The sequence below is a fragment of the Streptococcus sp. HMSC074B11 genome (assembly GCF_001808705.1).
In the GTDB taxonomy this organism is placed as follows: Bacteria; Bacillota; Bacilli; order Lactobacillales; family Streptococcaceae; genus Streptococcus.
The window spans coordinates 1-385 of the sequence record NZ_KV794289.1; the positions used below are offsets into that span (position 1 = coordinate 1).

At 44.2% G+C, this 385-nt stretch carries 1 pseudogene; it reads right to left on the reverse strand.

Going from position 1 to position 385, the window contains the following annotated elements:
- Window positions 1-385, reverse strand: a pseudogene (locus HMPREF2619_RS08380) (GA module-containing protein); the annotation flags it as partial.

Here is a 385-nt window from a genome sequence, read left to right on the forward strand (position 1 = left end):
TAGATCCTGGGTTCGCTGCTTCTACTGCTTCTTTAACTTTAGCTTTTTCTGCATCTGTCAAGTTCGCTGTATCTTTAACTGGTGTCTTAGTTGATGGAGCTTGAACACCGTTTGAATCTGCAGTCTTAACAGTTTGATCACCTGTAAGTGTTGCTGTTGAGCCATCTGGGAATGTTACTGTTGTTGTTCCGTCTTGACCTACTTCTGCTTTAGATCCTGGGTTCGCTGCTTCAACGGCTTCCTTAACTGCTGCTTTTTCTGCATCAGTCAAGTTCGCTGTATCTTTAACCGGTGTCTTAGCGGCTGGTTCTTTAAGACCATTTGCATCTGCTGCTTTAACTGTCTTATCGCCTGAAAGTGTTGCTGTTGAACCATCTGGGAACGT